Source organism: Devosia yakushimensis (assembly GCF_030159855.1).
In the GTDB taxonomy this organism is placed as follows: domain Bacteria; phylum Pseudomonadota; class Alphaproteobacteria; order Rhizobiales; family Devosiaceae; genus Devosia; species Devosia yakushimensis.
On the sequence record NZ_BSNG01000001.1, the window covers coordinates 2,547,678 to 2,566,044 of the forward strand.

Annotated in this window: 18 protein-coding genes; 12 read left to right on the forward strand and 6 right to left on the reverse strand. The window is 60.3% G+C overall.

The features are described 5' to 3' along the window. The first annotated feature begins 17 nt into the window (after window positions 1-17). The 4 genes from QQL79_RS12350 (at window position 18) to QQL79_RS12365 (ending at window position 3,740) form a co-directional block, all read left to right on the forward strand. Window positions 18-917 (forward strand): carbohydrate ABC transporter permease, encoded by a 900-nt coding sequence (locus QQL79_RS12350; RefSeq protein ID WP_284391216.1) that lies wholly within the window; start codon window positions 18-20, stop codon window positions 915-917. A gap of 1 nt (window position 918) precedes the next feature. Next, a complete protein-coding gene (locus tag QQL79_RS12355) occupies window positions 919-1,821 on the forward strand; it encodes a carbohydrate ABC transporter permease (protein ID WP_284391218.1) in 903 nt (300 codons plus the stop codon). 26 nt (window positions 1,822-1,847) lie between these two features. After that, the gene (locus QQL79_RS12360) at window positions 1,848-2,915 is read left to right on the forward strand and encodes an ABC transporter ATP-binding protein (RefSeq protein ID WP_284391220.1); all 1,068 of its coding nucleotides are present in this window, start codon (window positions 1,848-1,850) and stop codon (window positions 2,913-2,915) included. 126 nt (window positions 2,916-3,041) lie between these two features. Then, window positions 3,042-3,740, forward strand: a complete 699-nt coding sequence (locus QQL79_RS12365; protein ID WP_284391221.1) for a L,D-transpeptidase — start codon at window positions 3,042-3,044, stop codon at window positions 3,738-3,740. A 90-nt stretch (window positions 3,741-3,830) separates the two neighbouring features. Here the strand turns inward: QQL79_RS12365 and QQL79_RS12370 are convergent, their stop codons facing one another. The 5 genes from QQL79_RS12370 to QQL79_RS12390 all read right to left on the reverse strand — a co-directional run bounded on the left by QQL79_RS12370 (window position 3,831) and on the right by QQL79_RS12390 (window position 9,162). Beyond that, complete coding sequence (locus tag QQL79_RS12370) at window positions 3,831-4,796, reverse strand: ABC transporter ATP-binding protein (protein ID WP_284391223.1); 966 nt, start codon at window positions 4,794-4,796, stop codon at window positions 3,831-3,833. Beyond that, window positions 4,793-5,764, reverse strand: a complete 972-nt coding sequence (locus tag QQL79_RS12375; protein WP_284391225.1) for an ABC transporter ATP-binding protein — start codon at window positions 5,762-5,764, stop codon at window positions 4,793-4,795. Before QQL79_RS12375 ends, QQL79_RS12370 begins: the two co-directional genes overlap by 4 nt. Further along, on the reverse strand, window positions 5,761-6,669 hold the full coding sequence (locus tag QQL79_RS12380) for an ABC transporter permease (protein WP_284391226.1): 909 nt from the start codon (window positions 6,667-6,669) through the stop codon (window positions 5,761-5,763). The genes QQL79_RS12375 and QQL79_RS12380 overlap by 4 nt, the downstream gene beginning before the upstream one ends. Then, window positions 6,666-7,586 (reverse strand): ABC transporter permease, encoded by a 921-nt coding sequence (locus tag QQL79_RS12385; protein WP_284391228.1) that lies wholly within the window; start codon window positions 7,584-7,586, stop codon window positions 6,666-6,668. The genes QQL79_RS12380 and QQL79_RS12385 overlap by 4 nt, the downstream gene beginning before the upstream one ends. A 61-nt stretch (window positions 7,587-7,647) precedes the next feature. Beyond that, window positions 7,648-9,162, reverse strand: a complete 1,515-nt coding sequence (locus tag QQL79_RS12390) for an ABC transporter substrate-binding protein (RefSeq protein ID WP_284391230.1) — start codon at window positions 9,160-9,162, stop codon at window positions 7,648-7,650. A 124-nt stretch (window positions 9,163-9,286) separates the two neighbouring features. On the opposite strand from QQL79_RS12390, the gene QQL79_RS12395 reads away from it, so the two are divergent. Both QQL79_RS12395 and QQL79_RS12400 read left to right on the forward strand, forming a co-directional pair. Next, a complete protein-coding gene (locus tag QQL79_RS12395; protein WP_284391232.1) occupies window positions 9,287-10,069 on the forward strand; it encodes an IclR family transcriptional regulator in 783 nt (260 codons plus the stop codon). Window positions 10,070-10,140: 71 nt separating this feature from the next. Beyond that, window positions 10,141-10,854, forward strand: coding sequence for a ribonuclease activity regulator RraA (locus QQL79_RS12400; protein ID WP_284391235.1), 714 nt, complete (start codon window positions 10,141-10,143; stop codon window positions 10,852-10,854). 104 nt (window positions 10,855-10,958) lie between these two features. Here QQL79_RS12400 and QQL79_RS12405 read toward each other — a convergent pair whose 3' ends face one another. Continuing rightward, the gene (locus QQL79_RS12405; RefSeq protein WP_284391236.1) at window positions 10,959-12,035 is read right to left on the reverse strand and encodes a LacI family DNA-binding transcriptional regulator; all 1,077 of its coding nucleotides are present in this window, start codon (window positions 12,033-12,035) and stop codon (window positions 10,959-10,961) included. 217 nt (window positions 12,036-12,252) lie between these two features. Here QQL79_RS12405 and QQL79_RS12410 point away from each other — a divergent pair, with 217 nt between their 5' ends. The 6 genes from QQL79_RS12410 to QQL79_RS12435 all read left to right on the forward strand — a co-directional run bounded on the left by QQL79_RS12410 (window position 12,253) and on the right by QQL79_RS12435 (window position 18,365). Further along, window positions 12,253-13,473: an ABC transporter substrate-binding protein gene (locus tag QQL79_RS12410; protein ID WP_284391237.1), complete on the forward strand. Its 1,221-nt coding sequence runs from the start codon at window positions 12,253-12,255 to the stop codon at window positions 13,471-13,473. A 93-nt stretch (window positions 13,474-13,566) separates the two neighbouring features. After that, complete coding sequence (locus QQL79_RS12415; RefSeq protein WP_284391238.1) at window positions 13,567-14,466, forward strand: carbohydrate ABC transporter permease; 900 nt, start codon at window positions 13,567-13,569, stop codon at window positions 14,464-14,466. Further along, a complete protein-coding gene (locus QQL79_RS12420; RefSeq protein WP_284391239.1) occupies window positions 14,463-15,353 on the forward strand; it encodes a carbohydrate ABC transporter permease in 891 nt (296 codons plus the stop codon). The genes QQL79_RS12415 and QQL79_RS12420 overlap by 4 nt, the downstream gene beginning before the upstream one ends. A gap of 3 nt (window positions 15,354-15,356) precedes the next feature. Then, complete coding sequence (locus QQL79_RS12425) at window positions 15,357-16,469, forward strand: ABC transporter ATP-binding protein (protein ID WP_284391240.1); 1,113 nt, start codon at window positions 15,357-15,359, stop codon at window positions 16,467-16,469. A gap of 37 nt (window positions 16,470-16,506) precedes the next feature. After that, window positions 16,507-17,361: a 3-keto-disaccharide hydrolase gene (locus QQL79_RS12430; protein ID WP_284391241.1), complete on the forward strand. Its 855-nt coding sequence runs from the start codon at window positions 16,507-16,509 to the stop codon at window positions 17,359-17,361. 2 nt (window positions 17,362-17,363) lie between these two features. Further along, the gene (locus QQL79_RS12435) at window positions 17,364-18,365 is read left to right on the forward strand and encodes a Gfo/Idh/MocA family protein (RefSeq protein ID WP_284391242.1); all 1,002 of its coding nucleotides are present in this window, start codon (window positions 17,364-17,366) and stop codon (window positions 18,363-18,365) included. Window positions 18,366-18,367 lie beyond the last annotated feature (2 nt).

The following is an 18,367-nucleotide window of genomic DNA, read 5'->3' on the forward strand; positions in this document are numbered from 1 at the left end:
TTTAAAGGATGATCGCGATGTCGTTCCAATCCAGGCTTCGCCGCAGCATGCCGGGCTATGTATTCCTCACGCCCTGGCTGATCGGCTTCTTCCTGCTCTCGATTTTCCCGATCCTGGCATCGCTCTACCTCTCATTTACCGACTACGACACGGTGCGCGCGCCTGAATGGATCGGCCTCGAAAACTATCAATACATGTTCGAGTTCGACTACCGCTTCTGGCAGTCGCTCAAGGTGACATTCCTCTTCGTTTTTCTCTCCGTGCCGGCCAAGCTGATCTTCGCACTGATCGTTGCCATGGTGCTCGACAAGGGCATCCGCGCTGTGGGCTGGTATCGCGCGCTGTTTTACCTGCCCTCGATTCTGGGCGGTTCGATCGCCGTGGCCATCCTTTGGCGGCAATTGTTCAATGCCGACGGAGTAATCAATTCGGCGCTCAGGGTTTTCGGCATTCAGGGGCCCTATTGGTTGAGCGACCCGAGCTATTCGCTCTATACGCTGGTGGTCCTGGCCGTCTGGCAGTTCGGCTCGCCCATGCTGATTTTCCTGGCAGGGCTCCGCGCCATTCCGCAGGATCTCTACGAGGCCGCCGAAATCGACGCTGCAACCCCGGCGCGCAAATTCTTCGCCATTACCGTGCCCATGCTGGCGCCCGTGATCTTCTTCAATCTGGTGCTGCAGATGATCGAGGCCTTCAAGTCCTTCTCCGGCGCCTTCATCATCTCTGGCGGCACCGGAGCGCCACTCGATAGCCTGCTGTTCTTCACGGTCTATCTGTTCAGTGAAGCTTTCTCCTATTTCCGCATGGGCTATGCCTCGGCGCTGGGCTGGGTGCTGCTGATCATCATCGCCGTGTTCACGGCCATCGCCTTCTGGACCTCAAAATATTGGGTCCACTACGAAAACGAGAGGGGCTGACATGACCGACGCCACTTCCGCTCAACTGGCTGCGCCCGTCGCTCTCGCCGCGCAGATGCGTGCAGAAAAAACGCGCCGCAACCGGCGCGCCGCCATCCTCAAGCACATTTTCCTCATCGCGGCCTGTTTCGTGATGATCTACCCGCTGCTCTGGATGATCGCGAGTTCGCTCAAGCCCAATAACGAGATTTTCGGCCAACTCTCGCTGATCCCGAGCGATCCGCAATGGAACAATTACACGAGGGGCTGGAACGCCCTGCCCGTGAGCTTCACCAACTTCTTCTGGAATTCGAGCATCATCACGGTGCTGAGCGTCATCGGCAATGTGCTCTCGTGCTCCTTTGCCGCCTATGCCTTCGCCCGGCTCGAATTTTCCGGCAAGACTATCTGGTTCGCGCTGATGATGATGACGCTGATGATCCCCTATCACGTCGTGCTCATCCCGCAGTATCTGACCTTCCTGCAACTGGGCTGGGTCAACACCTATCTGCCGCTGGTCGTGCCGCGTTTCCTCGCATCGGACGCCTTTTTCATCTTCCTGATGATCCAGTTCTTCCGCCAATTGCCGCGCGAACTGGACGAGGCCGCGATGATCGATGGCTGTTCGCCCTTCAAGATCTATTGGGCGATCATCCTCCCGCTCTCGTTGCCCGCGATGACGACAGCCGCGATCTTCTCCTTCATCTGGACCTGGGAGGATTTCCTGGGGCCGCTCGTCTATCTCAACGATATCAAGGATTACACAGTGCCCTTGGCGCTGCGCATGTTCCTCAGTCAGGACAGTGTTTCCGAATATGGCCAGATGTTCGCTATGTCGGTGCTCTCCATCCTGCCCATCATCATTTTCTTCGTCATTTTCCAGCGCTTCATCATTCGTGGCATCGCCATGAGCGGCATGAAGTGATTGGCCCGGCACATTAGGAGAAACAAATGGCCTCTGTAACGCTTAGCCAGGTCAAGAAAAACTACGGCAAGGTGCCGGTCATTCACGGCATCGACCTCGAGATCAAGTCCGGCGAATTCATGGTCCTGGTGGGCCCGTCGGGCTGCGGCAAATCCACATTGCTGCGCATGATTGCCGGGCTTGAAGACATTGATGACGGCACCATTTCCATCGGCGACCGCGTGGTCAACGATCTCGGCGCGTCACAGCGCAATCTCTCGATGGTCTTCCAGTCCTATGCGCTCTATCCGCATATGAGCGTGCGCAAGAACCTTGCTTTCGGCCTCTCCAACCTCAAGATGGACAAGGCCGAGATCGAACGCCGTGTCGCCGAGGCTGCGCGCATCCTGCAGATCGAGCCGCTGCTTGAGCGCAAGCCGCGCCAGCTTTCGGGTGGACAGAAGCAGCGCGTTGCAATCGGCCGCGCCATCGTGAGAGAGCCGCAGCTTTTCCTCTTCGATGAGCCGCTCTCCAACCTCGATGCCGAATTGCGCGTGCAGATGCGCGTGGAACTGGCCGGGCTCTATCAGCGCCTCGGCACGACGATGATCTATGTTACACATGACCAGACTGAAGCCATGACCATGGCAACGCGCATCGTCGTGCTGAGCAAGGGGCATATCGAGCAGGTCGGGACGCCTTACGAGCTCTACAATTTCCCCCGCAACACGTTCGTCGCGACCTTTATCGGCTCGCCCAAGATGAACATGCTCGAAGCGGTGGCCAAGGGGAGCACCGCCTCGCTCGAGGGCCTGGGTGATCTGCAGATGCCGGCCGGCATCACCGCGAACAGCCGGGTCAGCATCGGGGTACGGCCCGAGCAGTTCATCCTTGGCGCGGGGGGCGATCTTGCGCTGCAGGGGACGGTAACCCTGGTGGAATATCTGGGAAGCGAAGTGTTCATCTATGTTCGGCTGGGTAATGGACAGGTTGTGCTCGTGCAGGGCGCGGGCAATTCCAAGATCGCCAATGGCGAAGCGGTGACCTTGTCGATCTCCGCCGAGCAGGCCCATTATTTCGATGCCGAAGGCCATCGCCTGGGCCCAGCCGGCTGAGGCTATCGCCGGGGCCTCCAGGCGGACTGCCATCACAATCCACGCCGAGCTTGCCAATCGGGCCCGGTAAGACCAATCTCTGCTTGGCAGGACGTTAGTGCGTTCCGGTCTGGGGGATTCTCAATCATGATCATAAACGATGGTGCTATCGGGGCCGGCAGGATGAGTGCAGAAGCTCGGCCCAGACTGATGAACCGCCGATCGTTCCTAGCCGGTTCGGCGGCTGCACTCGGCGCGGTCGGACTTGCCGGTTGCGCAACCTCCGGCGGCATGAGCCTTGCCGAGGCAGAGCGGGTCTATGGGCCGCTCCCCAATGAGCGTTTCCCGATCCCCGCGGTCAATATCAGCAAGATCAATCCGAAATATCTTCGCCGCACAGTGCGCTACGATTCCGATGAAGCAGTCGGCACGATCATCATCGACCCCCGCCACTACTATGTTTACCGCATCGAAGGTGGCGGATATGCCACCCGTTATGGCGCCAATGTCGGCCGCGCCGGATTCCTGTGGAGCGGCGATGCCTATATCGGGCGCAAGGCCGAATGGCCGGTCTGGACGCCGCCCAAGGAGATGATCCTGCGGCAGCCAGAAGCCGCCCCCTATGCCGGCGGCATGCCGCCGGGGCTGAACAATCCGCTCGGCGCGCGGACGCTCTATCTCTATCAGAACGGCGTCTATACGCTCTATACCATCTACAGCACGATCATGCCCGAGACGATCGGGAAAGGCATTTCAAGCGGCTGTATCGGCCTGCTCACCCAGGACATGGTCCATCTCTATAATCAGACGCCGGTCAACACGAAAGTGGTCGTCCTTCCGGCCTAGGCTCAATCGACATTCAGATTGAGGTCAAGCTGCGAGAGCCCAATCTACCTCCTCAAAGAAGGGAAACCGGATTGCGGCGCCCCGCCAGTGTTACCCGCTCGCGTGATGGCAGGCGGTCAGGAGAGCCGGATCGGGTCCCCGCGCCATCAAGGCGGGGGCCTCCCTTGCGCAGTGTTCTGTGGCTTTCCAGCAGCGTGTGCGGAAGCGGCAGCCGCTCGGCGGATTGGAAGGGCTCGGCAGGTCCCCTTGCAGCACGATGCGGTTGCGCTTGCCGCGCTGGGTCGGATCGGGCGTCGGCACTGCCGAGAGCAGCGCCTGGGTATAAGGATGGCGAGGCGTCGAGAAGATGGTTTTGGTCGGACCTGTCTCGATGATGCGGCCTAGATACATGACCATGACTCGGTCGGACACGTGCCGCACCACGGCCAGGTCATGCGCCACGAAGAGCATGGCCAGATTGCGTTCGCGGCGCAGGCGGGCGAGCAGATTGATAACCTGCGCCTGCACCGAAACGTCGAGCGCCGAAACCGGCTCGTCGCAGATCAGCAGCGAGGGATTTAGGGCCAGTGCCCGGGCAATTCCGAGCCGCTGGCGCTGCCCGCCCGAGAATTCTCCGGGATAACGCAAAGCATGCTCAGGGCGCAGGCCCACGGCTTCCAGCAGCCGCGCGATCTCGGACGACCATTCGGCCCTGGGCAGAACGTCGCGATGCAGCGCCCAGGGCTCGGAAAGCAACCGATCGACCCGCATGCGCGGATTGAGCGATTGATAGGGATCCTGGAATACGACCTGCATTTTGCGCCGCATGGTGCGCAACTCAGCGCCCCTGGCGGTGGCGATGTCGATCCCATCGAGCATGGCATGGCCGGAGGTCGCCGCGTTGAGGCGCAGCAGGGTGCGCACAAGGCTGGTCTTGCCACAGCCGCTCTCGCCGACCAGACCCAGCGTCTCGCCCTGGGCAATGGAAAAACTGACGCCATCCACGGCGCGAACAGGCGTATTGCCCGCGCCGAAATGCTTGCTGAGATCTCTGACATCGAGCAGGGGAGCGGTCATGTGGCAGGTCCGGGAAAATGGCAGGCGACCAGCCGGCCGGGTCCGGCGCCCTCAAGCGTGGGCACGATATCGGCGCAGACTTGCTGCGCACGCGGACAACGGGTGCGGAAGGCACAACCTGAGGGCAAGGCGGCCGGATTGGGTGCGGAGCCAGGGATGGGGACGAGGTCGGCCGTTTCCACGTCGACGCGCGGTTGGGAGGCGAGCAAGCCGATGCTGTAGGGGTGGCGCGGATCGGCGAAGAGTTCGAAGACCGAGGCTTGCTCGACGATGCGTCCGGCATACATGACGGCAACGCGGTCAGCCAATTCTGCCACGACACCCAGGTCGTGCGTAATGAAGATCATCCCGGCTCCGCTGCGCTTGCGGATCGTATCGAGCAGATCGACGATCTGGGCCTGAATGGTGACATCTAGCGCAGTAGTCGGCTCGTCGGCGATGATGATATCGGGCTCCAGCGCCACGGCCATGGCGATCATGATGCGCTGGCGCATGCCACCTGAGAATTCGTGCGGATACTGCCGGGCACGCCGCACGGCGTCGGGAATGCCAACCGCATTGAGGAGGTCCACCACGGCCGCCTCGATGTCGCCGCCAGCGGTCTTGCGATGGATGCGGAACATCTCGCCGATTTGCCAGCCAACGGTATAAACCGGATTTAGTGCGGCCAGTGCATCCTGGAAGATCAGGGCAATACGCTCGCCGCAGATCGCACGGCGCCGGGGCGCCGTCAGCGATAGCAGATCGGTGCCATCAAAGCTGATCGAACCGCCATCCACCGAGCCAGGTGGATTGGGCACCAGATCCATGATCGCCGAGGCGGTGACCGATTTGCCCGAGCCGCTTTCGCCCAGCAGCGCCAGCACTTCGCCGCGCTCGAGCGAAAAGGACACCCCGCTCAGCGCCTGAATACGGCCGGAAGCAGTCTCGAAGCTGACGGCGAGGTCTTGAATGTCGAGGAGGCTCATTGGCGCTTCCTCCGCACCAGGCGCCAATGTTGGCTGGGATCGTTGACGATGCGGAACCAGTTGGCCAGGAGATTGAAGCTCATGGTAGTGAGCATGACGGCAAGCCCCGGAAAGAAGCCCAGCCACCAGGCCGAGGACAGATAGCCCTGGCCCTGGGCGATCATCAGGCCCCAACTGACGGCGGGCGGCTGCACGCCGAGGCCGAGATAGGAGAGGCCGGATTCAAACAACATGACCATGGCCACATTGACCGAGGCCAAGGTCAGCATGGTAGGGGCGACGATGGGCAGGATGTGGTTGCGGATAATCCAGAATGGGCCGCCACCAAAGACGCGCGCTGCGTCGACAAACAGGCGCTCGCGCACTTCGAGCGTCTCGGCGCGGGCGACGCGGATGTAGGAGGGCATGCGGGTGATGGCGAGGACGATGACCAGGTTGGTGACGCTGGGGCCGAATAGGTAGAGCCCTACCAAAGCCACGAGCAGGGTCGGAAACCCCATGATGATATCGGAAGCGCGCATGATGGCCGCACCGATGAGGCCACCAAAATACCCCGCAACGAGACCCAGCACGGTGCCCAGGATGACGCTGAGCAGCACGGTGACCAGAGCAATGCCGATGGAAGTCAGCGCCGCCTCGGCTAATCGCGCCATGAGCGGCCGGCCCAGGGCATCGGCGCCGAACCAGAGGCGCCAGTCAAAGGACAGGTCGAAAGGCGGCAGGTTGCGCGCTTTGAGATCGATGCGCGCGCCGGCGAAAATGCCGCTGGTATTGGCGATTATCAGCAGCAACACGAGGATCAACCAGATGACCGAGCAAAGCGCCATCGGATCGGCGATCAGCGCTCGGGTCAGCCAGGCGAGACGAGCGGTTTTGCGCGGCATCGTCGTGGATACGTCGGTCATTCCACCTTCACCCGCGGATCAATGGCGGCATAGAGCATGTCAACCAGGATATTGATGAGGAAGATGACCACGGCCACGGCGAAGATCGAACTTTGCACGATGGCAAAATCGCGCCGCAGGATGCCGTCGATCAGGAGCTTGCCAACGCCGGGGAAGCCGAACACGACTTCCACGACGCCACCGCCACCGGCAAACTGGGCGGCAAGATCGCCGGTTACCGTGACAGCCGGTAGGAGGGCGTTGCGCAGGGCATGGACGAAACCCACCCTGCCCTCCATGGCGCCCTTAGCCCGCGCCGTGCGCACATAGCTGGCATTGAGCGCCTCGATCATCGAGCCGCGGATGATTTGCACCAGCATGCCGAAGGGACGCGCCATGAGACAGACGACCGGCAGGACCCAATAGGCCGGCCCACCGAAACCCGATGTCGGCAGCAGGCGCAGATTGACGGCGAAGACCAGCACGCACATCAGGCCCAGCCAGAAGTCGGGCACGCTGGCGGCAGCCTGACTGACCACGTTAATGAAGCGATCGACGGCACTACCGGGCCGGGCAGCGGCGATGACACCGACGACGACAGAGAGTGCAAAGGCCAAAGCCAGGGCGATGGCGCCGAGCGCCAGTGTCTTGGGCAGCGCCTCGAGCACGACAGCCATTGCCGGGCGGTTGTGCCAGAGCGAAGCGCCGAAATCGAGCCGCAGCAGATTGACGAAAAACTCGAAGAACTGCGCGACAACGGGGCGATCGAGACCAAGCTGAGCGCGCATAGCGTCGCGAGCGGCCCGGGAGGCGTCGACCGGCAGATAGAGATCGACGGGATCACCGGTGAGGCGAACCAGAAAGAAGGTCGCCGTCATGAGCGCTAGAAGGGCGAGTGCGGCGAGCGTGGTGCGCCTGAGCAGGAAAATGGGGGCCATGGCCTTGCAGTTTCATAACGGGCCCGCCGCCCTTGCGGCCGGCGAACCCATTGGGAGACGATTACTTGTAGCTCATCGTGGCCAGCTTGATCTCGTTGCCGGCCTGCACGTCGGGCACATAATTGAGGTCGGGCGAGACGCGGGCAATGGTCACCATATGGAAGAGCGGCACGATATTGATGGCGTCCACCGCGATATAATTGAAGGCCTGCCGGAACAGGGATTGGCGCTCGTCACCGGTGGCGGCCGAGGCATCCGCGATCAGCTTGTCGAGGGCCGGATCGGCAATGGTGGACGTATTGCCGCCCGAGGTGAAACGGTTGGGCAGGGTGAAGACGGCATCACCCTCGGTATTGTCGATCTGGGTTTGCAGCGCGGAAGGCGGACGATCTGCCGGGAAGGGCCCGATCAGTTTTTCCAGCCAGGGCGTGGTTTCCATCATCTCCAGGCGAACATTGAAGCCCACATCGAGCAACATGGCCTGGATGGCTTCCATGCTTTCGGACGAGTTGGGATAGATGCCAATACGGCCGTAGAGCACGATCTCGGTATCGACGGCTGTACCGGCGGCGCGCGCCTCCTCAAGTAGCGAACGGGCTTTGTCCGGATCGTAGGGCCAAACCGCGATATCGGGATTGTAGCCGAACACCGACGGCAGCACGACCTGCATGGCCTTTTGCGCATCCTGATGGAAGATGGTGCCGATCAGCCCGTCGCGATCGATGGCCAGGTTCAGGGCCTCGCGGACCCGCTTGTCGTCGAGCGGGGCAATGGACTGGTCAATGCGCAGCAGCGAGGTTTCGGCATTGGGGAAGGCGTGATCGTTTGCGCTGGTCGCATCCTGTGGCGCAATTTCATAGGCGATCTGGGCCTCGCCCGTATCGACCATGGCCGCGCGTACGGCTGATTCAGCGCGCCAGGTGATTGTCGCGTTGGCAATTGCCGGCTTGTCGCCCCAGTAGCCGTCATAGGAAACCAGCTGCACATTCTGCCCGGCATTCCAGGCAGCCAAGCTGTAGGGTCCGGTGCCGATCGGTTCGCGTGTCTTGGCATCGGCTGGCGTCGAAGGCGCACCAATATCGAGTGTCGACAGCTTGTTGGGCAGGATGGGCTCGACGGTCCCAGTCTTGATGCGAATGGTCTGGGCATCGACGACTTCGGGAGTAAAGACATTGCCGCTGAGCGTTGCAAGGCCCACTTCGCAGGCGAGATCGGCATTGCCGGCGCGGGTCAGCGCAGCGGCGACGGCCGCGGCATCAAAGGGGGTGCCGTCGTGGAAGGTTACGCCTTCGCGCAGCTTGAATTCCCAGGTCAATTCATCGACCTGCCGCCATTCCGTAGCCAGGCTTGGTACGACTTCGCCATTGGCCGGGTCGAGATTGACCAGTGTCTCGGTGACATTGTTGCGCAGAATACGCGCATTGTTGGAGAGGTCGGTATCACACGGGTCGAGCGACTTGGGCTCATCGGTGACAACAATGGTGATAGAGTCTGATTGCGCAAAAGCTGGCGCGATCAGCGCCGTGCCCAGCAGCAAAACAAGCGCGCTCCGGTGGAGCGTCGTGGAATGCAGCATGAATATCCTCCCTATACCGAGGATCGCGGATGGATTAGTTTCAAATGCGACATCGGTTTACGGCACACACACCATATCGGAAACACAATGTCAATCTTAGTTCCAAATAGGGCATTTTAGTTTCATGAATGAACTTCGTCACGGATCGCCAGTCGTTGAGAAGACCGCCCACCTCCTCAGCGCAATTGCGGAAGCCAAGGACGGCATATCGCTCGGGGAACTCGTGGAACAACTTGGGACAGCCCGATCGACGGTCTATCGCATTCTCAATTCACTGGCGGCACATGGGCTTGTCGCCAAGGCAAATGGCAGCGCAACCTACGAACTTGGACCGCGCTTCATTGAGTTGGCCCGCCGCATCTCTCCCAGCGCCGATCGCGCGACGCTGGTGGAAGCAGCACGGCCACTCCTGCAATCGGCAAGCGATAGCGTTCGCGAATCGTTCAAGCTATCGGCGCCGGAAGGCGATGAAATGCTGACCATCCTCGCCACGACTAGTCCAGCCGAATATGCCTTGACCATCCGCGTCGGAAGCCGCTCACCAAAACACGTCGGCGCCGCAGGCAAGCTGGCCCTTGCCTATGCGCCGCCAGAGGCCGTCGCCGATTACGCCAGCAGAGGCCTGGTGGCCCGCACACCGCACACAATCACCGATCCGGACGCCCTGAACGACGAATTGCGGCGCATCCGAGATGAAGGCTATGCCGAGGACAACCAAGAATCGAGTCACGGCCTACGGGCGCTGGCCGCACCCGTTTTCGATGCAACCGGCAGCCTGGTCGCCTGCGTGAGCTCGCCCTTCATCGGCGATGCCACGCCCGACCGGAAGCGCGCCATCCGCAAAGAAGTGACAGAGGCCGCCACGACGCTGACGCGATTAATCGGCGGCACCACAAATTCCAAATAAGGAACTATAAATCCACTATTGAACTTTAATGCGCTTCCCTGTTATGTCGCGGGCAACCACAGGAGGAGCGCATGACGACTCTGAGCGCCGAAACCATCGCCAAGCTGAAAACCACCAATTCGGCGACCTTGAGCACGCTGCTGCTCAAGCGCGGCCTACGCAACACTGCTGTTCGTGGCGTCCGGCCTTTGCGCAACGACCAGCCGCCAATGGTCGGCCCGGCCCTGACGGTGCGTTATATTCCGGCACGCGAGGACATCGATGGTTCGGAATACAGCTCGAGCCCCGACAATTTCCAGCGCAAGGCGATCGACACGATCGAGGCCGGCCATGTGCTCGTTCTGGACTGCCGAAACATGCCTGACATTGCCGGCATCGGTGCCGTCCTGATGCGCCGCCTGATCTACCGGAAGGTGGAGGGGGTTGTTCTCGATGGCGGCGTTCGTGACTCGATGGACATAGCGGCGCTCGGCCTACCCACTTTCTGCACCGGCGCCGCTGCGCCTGCCAATCTTGTCGCACACCATGCGTCGGACATGAACCAGCCTATCGCCTGCGGGGGCGTCGCCGTCTATCCCGACGACGTTATCTTTGGCGACGCCGAAGCCGTCATCGTCATCCCCCGCAAATGGGCCGACGAAATTGCCGACGAAGCGGTTGCCATGGACCAACAGGAAGAATTCCTGAAGCTCGAAATCGAGTCTGGAAAATCCACTTTCGGGGTCTATCCCCCCAATTCGGAAACTGTCGAACGATACCATGCATGGCTGAAAAACAGGACGTGATCTGGCCAGAACCGCGCTGGCCGGCCGGATATCAGGCGCGCTGCCACGCGCTCCACCGGCGGTCAGAGGCTTCGCGTAACAGACAATTTGCCAAAACCACGTCTCTATTTCTTCGCTGAAATTTGCGCTCTGTTGGCTTGTGCCTGGTCAGTGTTCACCCACGAACGGGCGCCTGGTCGGGCTGAGCTTTCTCTGATGATGAGCTCGCCAGGAAGCAGGTTCAAGGTCGGCGCCGGCAGCTTTGCATCGCAATCAATCAACTGCATCAGTCGTTCAACTGCTGCCTTCGCCAGAGTGGCGCCGTCGTTGCGAACGCTGGTGAGCGAGGTATGCGAAAACTCGCCGAACTCGATATTGTCGTAGCCGACGATCGAGAGTTGTTCGGGAACCGAAACGCCATTGTCCTTGGCCCAACGCATAGCCCCCAGACCGTACATGTCCGAACTGGCAAACAGGGCCGTCAGCCCGAATTCGCGGGCCACCAGTTCGCGCATTCCATCATAGCCCGCCCCCATGCTGAAACCTACAGGTTCGACAATCTGCCGCTCGTCCAGCGGCAGTCCATGCACGCGGTGCGCATGCCTGAAGCCATCGATTTTCAGCGGCTTGTCCACCAGCGGACCCAGCGCCCCTATTTTGGTGTGACCGAGTGCAATCAGGTGGGTCGTGGCATCGTATGAGGCCTGAAATTCATCCACCCCAACGGCGTCAAGACCCGTGTCACGCATGCCGACCAGCATGACCACCGGAAAATTCCGGGCTCTGAGCTTGCGGAGATGCTCGATGCTTGTGTGATCGACTGGATAGATGAGCAGGCCGTCAACGCCATGCCGGCGGAACATCTCTATGGCTGCAGTCTCCTGCTCGGGCGTGCTGCTCGTGGCGAACAGAACGCCGTAGCCGCGCTCGGACATCTCCCGCTGCAGCTCGGTGGCCACCGCCGTGGGTTGGGGATTGGTCAGGTACTCCACCAACATCCCCACGGTGTGGCTCTTTTTCAGCACCAAAGACTTGGCAGAATTATTGGGCACGTAGTCGAGATCCGCCGCCGCCTTCGCGATGATGTCGCGCGCTTCCTGGGAAATACGCGTGCTGCCTCGCAGTGCCAGGGAAACGGTATTCGTCCCGTATCCCGTTTTGGTTGCGATATCCGCCAGCGTCGTTTTTCCGGTCCGACTCATTTTCGCTCCCTGCCCGCCTGAACAGACCCTCCTTGGCTCAATAGACCACAAGAATGCTCTTGCAAAGGAGATGTAGTAACGTTACTACATATATATGGCGTAGCCTTACCGCAAAAAGTGGCTGGTGATGTACCAAAGAGGACTGGAGCATCACAAGAAAAGTCAGCCAGCCGCGGCGAGCTTGCCGCTACTTCCATTCCTTGAGGAGGAAAAGGGAATGCGTATTTTTGCCAAGTCCACTTTGTGTGGGCTGACTGCCTTGCTTTTGTCGACATCCGTCCATGCTCAGGACCTGAGCGTCGAGGTTTACACAAACTGGGTTTCCGGTGGTGAATCGGCGGCGCTCAATGCCATCGCCACGGCCTTCGAGGCAAAGGGCGGCAAATGGATCGACTTTGCTGTGCCTGGAGACTCCAATGCCCCAGGCATCACGCGCATCGTGGCTGGTGACCCAATGGGGGCCGCAAAGATGCAGTCGACCGACCTGGATGAGCTCTATGCCGCCGGCCTTATGGCTGACATCGATCAGGTTGCCGCCGATAACAATTGGAAAGAGCGCCTGGCAGATTTCGTCTGGGATTCGATTACACGCGACGGCCATGTCTATGGGGCGCCGATTAACGCCCAGTCGGAAGTCTGGCTCTGGTACAATAAGCAGGTGTTCGCCGATCTGGGTATCGAAGAACCGCAGTCTTATGATGAGCTGTTCGCCGATCTGGACAAGATCAAAGAGGCCGGCATCATCCCCCTGGCCGTCGGCGGTCAGGATTGGCAGTTGGCAATCTTGTTCTACAAGGTTCTCGCTGGCGTCGCGCCGGATGTCTACCTGCAGATGCAGACAGATGATTATGAGGCGGCCCTGAATTCAGACGGGTTCAAGCAGGCTGCAGAAATCTTTGGACGCCTGCGTGACTATGACGATGACGGCAGCCCCGGTCGTCAGTGGAATGTGGCCGTCAACATGGTGGCGACTGGCCAAGCCGCGATGATGGTCATGGGCGATTGGGCAAAGGGTGAGTTCACCGCAGCCGGCCAGACCGCCGATGTCGAGTATGGCTGCATGCTCGGTCCGCAGAACGATGCCATCATCCTGACCGGCGACATGTTCCTTTTCCCCAAAGACGACGCAGAACGCGCGGGCCAACTGCTTCTGGCGCAGACCATGCTGGAACAGGACACCCAGGTTGCGTTCAATATCGCCAAGGGTTCTATGCCGTCCACCTTGGATACGGACGTAAGCACCATGGACGCCTGCACCCAAAAGGCGATGGCCGTATTGCAAGACCCGGCCAAGCGGCTCCCCGGCCTGTCCTACGTCATGTCGCCTGACCGCCGAACCGGTCTGCAGGACGCAATCGGCCAGTATTGGAGCGACGATTCCGCATCGCCAGACAGTCTGATCGCGGACGTGCTGAGCACTTTCCAGTCAACGAACTAGCGCCTCCCCCTAGTTCACGTCGGCGGGCTCCTCCCGGCCCGCCGACCCTCGATCTCAGCATGGCGGAAACGCCGCGCCTTGATGGAACATGTCATGGCCTTACCCGTACGTTTACGCAGATTGCCTGCTGTTTTGGCGATGACGCCGACAATCTTCTTTGTTGTCGTCGTCCTCTGCTTCGGTCTCGTCTGGACGATCTGGACGTCCTTCACCGCTTCAAAATTGCTGCCTTCAAATGATTTTGTCGGCATGGACCAGTATTTTCGCCTGTTTGCATCCAATCTTTGGCAGGCATCGGTCGTCAATGTTGCCGTGTTCGGCCTGCTTTTTATCAGCGGCTGTCTCACGCTGGGCTACCTGCTTGCGGTGCTGCTGGATCAGAACATCCGTTTCGAAGATGGATTTCGGACCATCTTCCTGATGTCGGCATCTCTGAGCTTCGTCGTCACTGGCATTGTCTGGCAGTGGGTTCTCGACCCCACTTATGGTGTTCAGGCAGCGGTACGCAGTTGGGGCATTGCCGGCTTTCGGTTTGACTTTCTGACGCGCCAGGACACCGCCATTTACGCCCTCGTCGGCGCCGGCGTCTGGCAGGCTACGGGCCTGGGCATGGTGATCATGCTCGCTGGGCTGCGCGGCATTGACCAGGACATCTGGAACGCAACGCGTATCGACGGCGTCGCCAGGTGGAAGGTTTATGTCCACGTGATCCCGGCCATGATCCGGCCGATGATCGCCACTGCGGCCGTCCTGCTCTCCCTCACAGCCATAAAGATCTACGACCTGGTGGTTGTCATGACCGGTGGCGGTCCAGGCACCGCTACGGAAGTCCCCGCGAAATACGTCATGGATATGCTTTTCCAGCGCTCCAATCTCGGTCAGGCGACCGCGGCTGCCACCGTGATGCTGCTGGCGATTTGCCTGCTCGTCGGATTGCCCTTCGTGGTTGTCCACTTCAGCCGGAAGCGCATCGCTGGAGGAACACACAGATGACCAGCACCACCATAATTCCCGAGGGCCGCAAGCCAGGTCGCGTGTCGCCGTCGAGGATCGCCCTCTACGTTTTCCTGATCCTCACCGCGCTTTTCTTCCTGCTGCCCGTGTATGTGATGATTGTTACATCTCTCAAGCCGATGGCCGAGATACGCACCGGCAACATTTTCGCCCTGCCACAGACCCTGACCTTCGAGGCATGGGTCAAGGCATGGTCAGGCGCCTGCACCGGTCGCGTCTGCGAGGGCATGCGGCCGGGCCTGATCAACTCGTTCAAGATTGCTATCCCGGGAACGCTGTTCCCGCTGATCCTGGGCGCCATCAATGGATACGCGCTGTCCTTCTGGCGCTTCAAGGGTGCCAATCTGGTCTTTACCCTGCTGCTGGTCAGTACCTTCGTGCCGATCCAGGTCTTCATCTTCCCGCTTGTGCGCATGATGACGGCAACTGGCCTGTTCGGAACCCTGCCGGGCATCATCCTGATCCATACCGGCTTTACCTTGCCGATCATGACCCTGCTGTTCCGCAACTTCTTTGCGGCGGTGCCCGAAGAAATGTTCAGTGCCGCCCGGATCGACGGTGGAGGCTTCTGGTCAATCTTCCTCTTCGTGCTGGTCCCCATTTCGACCCCGATCATCATTGTGGGGGTGATCCTGCAGTTCACCGGCGCCTGGAACGACTACCTGTTCGGCTTGATATTCGCCGGACGAGAGAACCAGCCCATGACCGTTCTTCTCAGTTCCATCGTGACCAGCCAGTTCGGCGAGAAGGAATACAACGTGAATATGGCGGCCACCATGTTGTCCGCCGCCATCCCGCTCCTCGTCTATTTCGTCTCGGGACGCTGGTTCGTCCGCGGAATCTCAGACGGCGCATTAAAGGGTTAGATCATGTCGAAAGTAACCAATGGTGGCCGCACAAAAGGCGTGTCCGTTCGCAACCTCAACGTCTCCTATGGCGCGGTAAATGTCATTCGCGACCTCAATCTCGAGATTGAGCCTGGCGAATTCATCGTTCTGCTCGGTGCCTCTGGATGCGGCAAGTCGACCTTGCTCAGCGTGATTGCCGGCCTCAGGGACGCCAGCGGCGGGCAGATCTGGATCGGCGACGAGAATGTCACCTGGCACGAGCCCAAGGATCGCGACATCGGCATGGTGTTCCAGTCCTACGCGCTCTATCCGCAGATGACGGTGCGCGGGAACCTGTCGTTCGGCCTGCGCATGACCGGCGGCGACAAGGCCACCATTGAAAAGCGCGTGGCCGACGCGGCCGATGTCCTCCAACTCACCCACCTGCTCGACCGCAAGCCGAGGCAGCTTTCAGGTGGCCAGCGCCAGCGAGTCGCCATTGGGCGCGCCCTTGTTCGGCAAGCCAGCGTCTTCCTCTTCGACGAGCCGCTGTCAAACCTGGATGCCAAACTGAGGACCGAACTCCGCGCCGAACTGAAGAGGCTGCACAAGCAGCTCGGTGCGACCATGATTTTCGTCACCCATGACCAGATCGAAGCGCTGACACTGGCCGACCGTATTGCCGTCATGGAAGGCGGTGCAATCCGCCAGTTCGGCACGCCTAAGGAAATCTATCGCCACCCGCAGAACCGCTTCGTTGCCGGCTTCATCGGTTCGCCCGGGATGAATTTCTACGATGGGGAAGTGAGGTCCAGCAGGAAGGCCCTGCACTTCGCCGGCAATGGCTTTGATCTTCCCTTGACCGGTTACGAGTTTGCCACCGAGCCTGTCGAACCGATCGAGGCAGTGCTGGGTATTCGCCCGGAGCATGTTGGGACGCGGCTGACTGGCGCTGCCCCCTTCCGCGCCGCCACCCAGATATCATCGGTCGAGCCCATGGGTGCAGAGACGCTGCTGTCGGGCCGCCTCGGCGACGACCCGCTAGCCATCCGGGTGGATTCTTTACAGGGCCTCGACGAGGCCACCAGCATCGAATTCGAGATCGACGCTGCGCTGGTCTCGCTGTTCGACGCGGGCTCTGGAAAACGCCTCTGATTTTCTAACTTCAACCAACCTCAACAGGATATTGAAAATGACTCACGCTGATGAGCCTGGCTTCGTTTCGCTTTTTGACGGGAAGACACTGGACGGCTGGTTCTCCACGCCCCGCACCTATGGTCAGATCTGGCCAGGCGGTCCGACGATCCAGGAAGCGTTTCCGGGCGTCATCGCCGACAACTACAATGAAGAGGCGGCAAAGCATGAAGCCGTCTGGACCGTTGAAGACAACGCCATTGTCGGACGCCAGGACAGCCCCGGGAACGGCTGGGGCGGCTATCTGCTGACCGAAAAGACGTATGGCGACTTCGAGCTGCGCTTCGACGCCAATCCCGACTGGCCGGCCGATACCGGCATCATGCTGCGCAAGAAGCCGGACACCTTCCATGGCTTTCAGGTTCTGCTGGATCACCGCAAGTCCGGCTCTATCGGCGGCTTTTACGGCAATGGCATCAGTGGTTTTCACGCGGTTCCGTTCGCGCTGGACGTCAAAACCGATGCCAATGGTACGCCAATTGGCCTGCAGGAAGACGATCCGGCGACTTCCATCGAGAAGTTCACCCAGGCCAAGCGCGACCTGCTGACCGAGCATTGCAGCGTCGAGGAATTCCTCGCCACCTGGAAGTTCAATGACTGGAACGCTTTCCGCATTCTTTTCGTCGGCGCAAAGCCCAAGGCATCGGTCTGGATCAACGACCTGCTCATCGCCTCGATCGACTTCGCTGCAATGCAATACCCCAATTACAACGCGGATGACGTGGCCGACTTCCTCGGGCCAAAGGGGCATATCGCCTTCGAAGTGCATGACAATGACAAGAACCTCGGCGAGGGCCGCTGGGGCCGGACGGCGGCCTGCCGTTGGCGGAATATCCGCATCAAGGAACTCTAAGGATGGCACCGTCTTCTGACATCCGCTGGGGCATTATCGGGCCAGGCTGGATCGCCGGCCTGTTCGCCGAGGATCTGGCCCGTACACCTGGCTCAAAATGTGTTGCCGTCGCTTCGCGCGATCTCGGTCGCGCGCAGTCCTTCGCCGAAAAACACGGCATAGCAAGGGCCCATGGCGATTATGCCGCCATGGCGGCCGATCCCGAGGTGGACATCGTCTATATCGCCACGCCTCATAGCCATCATCACCAGCATGCTCGTCTTATGCTCGAGGGTGGCAAGCCTTTGATGGTGGAGAAGCCCTTCGCGATGAATGCGGCAGAAGCAGCAGACATCATCGCCCTAGCAAACCAGCGTGGCCTCTTCGTCATGGACGCCATGTGGACCCTCTGCAATCCGCTTTTTCGCAGGCTTGCTGGCCGTGTTCAGGCGGGAGACATCGGTACGCCACGCGCCTTCGCCGCCTCGATCGGCCCAATGGGCGGGCCGAAGAACTCCCGCGTCTCCGACCCTGAACTGGGTGGCAGCTTCACGCTGGAGTGTATGGTCTACCCCATGAACATCCTGGCCGGGCTTGCTCCGAACCTGCTCGCCGACCCCAAGGTGACCGCCTCGGGTCGACTGACCGAGCGAGGTGTCGATAGCGCTTCGGCAATCCATCTCAGCAACATTGATGGTCATGCGGTGATGTCAGGAGGCTTCGTCCCTGGAGCCGACGGCGCCGATATTTCAACGTTCCGCCTTGTCGGCGACGAAGGTTGGCTTGCTGTGACGGACAACCTCTTTAACCCTGGTCGCGCCCTGTTTAGTTCGCGTGGCGGCGAACTTGAGGAGCTCGCTGAGCCCGCAAGCGAACAGCGATACCGGTGGGAAATCGAAGAGGCAGCCAATTGTCTTCGTCATGGTCGCAAGGCAAGCACGTTGGTCCCGCACGAGCTGACTTTGAGTGTGATGAAGCTTCTCGATCAGAGCCTCATCCAGACACGTGGGCGTATCCTGCCATGAGT

Coding starts and splice junctions, on each gene's coding strand:
- QQL79_RS12410 (WP_284391237.1), top strand. CDS start 12,253: ATGCGTATTTTTGCCAAGTCCACTTTGTGTGGGCTGACTGCCTTGCTT.
- QQL79_RS12355 (WP_284391218.1), top strand. CDS start 919: ATGACCGACGCCACTTCCGCTCAACTGGCTGCGCCCGTCGCTCTCGCC.
- QQL79_RS12365 (WP_284391221.1), top strand. CDS start 3,042: ATGATCATAAACGATGGTGCTATCGGGGCCGGCAGGATGAGTGCAGAA.
- QQL79_RS12360 (WP_284391220.1), top strand. CDS start 1,848: ATGGCCTCTGTAACGCTTAGCCAGGTCAAGAAAAACTACGGCAAGGTG.
- QQL79_RS12435 (WP_284391242.1), top strand. CDS start 17,364: ATGGCACCGTCTTCTGACATCCGCTGGGGCATTATCGGGCCAGGCTGG.
- QQL79_RS12400 (WP_284391235.1), top strand. CDS start 10,141: ATGACGACTCTGAGCGCCGAAACCATCGCCAAGCTGAAAACCACCAAT.
- QQL79_RS12430 (WP_284391241.1), top strand. CDS start 16,507: ATGACTCACGCTGATGAGCCTGGCTTCGTTTCGCTTTTTGACGGGAAG.
- QQL79_RS12415 (WP_284391238.1), top strand. CDS start 13,567: ATGGCCTTACCCGTACGTTTACGCAGATTGCCTGCTGTTTTGGCGATG.
- QQL79_RS12350 (WP_284391216.1), top strand. CDS start 18: ATGTCGTTCCAATCCAGGCTTCGCCGCAGCATGCCGGGCTATGTATTC.
- QQL79_RS12385 (WP_284391228.1), bottom strand. CDS start 7,586: ATGGCCCCCATTTTCCTGCTCAGGCGCACCACGCTCGCCGCACTCGCC.
- QQL79_RS12380 (WP_284391226.1), bottom strand. CDS start 6,669: ATGACCGACGTATCCACGACGATGCCGCGCAAAACCGCTCGTCTCGCC.
- QQL79_RS12420 (WP_284391239.1), top strand. CDS start 14,463: ATGACCAGCACCACCATAATTCCCGAGGGCCGCAAGCCAGGTCGCGTG.
- QQL79_RS12405 (WP_284391236.1), bottom strand. CDS start 12,035: ATGAGTCGGACCGGAAAAACGACGCTGGCGGATATCGCAACCAAAACG.
- QQL79_RS12375 (WP_284391225.1), bottom strand. CDS start 5,764: ATGAGCCTCCTCGACATTCAAGACCTCGCCGTCAGCTTCGAGACTGCT.
- QQL79_RS12370 (WP_284391223.1), bottom strand. CDS start 4,796: ATGACCGCTCCCCTGCTCGATGTCAGAGATCTCAGCAAGCATTTCGGC.
- QQL79_RS12425 (WP_284391240.1), top strand. CDS start 15,357: ATGTCGAAAGTAACCAATGGTGGCCGCACAAAAGGCGTGTCCGTTCGC.
- QQL79_RS12395 (WP_284391232.1), top strand. CDS start 9,287: ATGAATGAACTTCGTCACGGATCGCCAGTCGTTGAGAAGACCGCCCAC.
- QQL79_RS12390 (WP_284391230.1), bottom strand. CDS start 9,162: ATGCTGCATTCCACGACGCTCCACCGGAGCGCGCTTGTTTTGCTGCTG.